Consider the following 272-nt stretch of genomic DNA (forward strand, 5'->3'; position numbering starts at 1 on the left):
AGTGGCCAGATCTGCTTTACGCTGCTTTTCTAACTCCAGCTCTTCTTCAGTATCATGAAGCCTTCTATCCAGATCTTCTGCCCGCTCCGACTCCCTGAGCTCCAATTGCTCACGAATCAATCTTTGAGGCTGTTCATGGGTAACGACAAAATCGGTCAGCTGCTTTGAACGCGTTTCCAGCTCAATCGAATTCACACGCAGATAAAAGAGGTAACCCACACCCGTACAAACAGCCACTCCGGCAGCAATCGGCATAGAGACACTGGCAGCAC

At 50.0% G+C, this 272-nt stretch carries 1 protein-coding gene; it reads right to left on the minus strand.

The genetic code is table 11. The annotated features are described in order from the left end of the window. The coding region (locus CWC28_RS21815; RefSeq protein ID WP_138625792.1) for a hypothetical protein at positions 1 to 255 on the minus strand (255 nt) is incomplete at its 3' end. Between the last annotated feature and the right edge of the window lie 17 nt (positions 256 to 272).

Origin of the sequence: Pseudoalteromonas sp. S4492, assembly GCF_005886115.1 — a bacterium.
Classification (GTDB): domain Bacteria; phylum Pseudomonadota; class Gammaproteobacteria; order Enterobacterales; family Alteromonadaceae; genus Pseudoalteromonas; species Pseudoalteromonas gelatinilytica.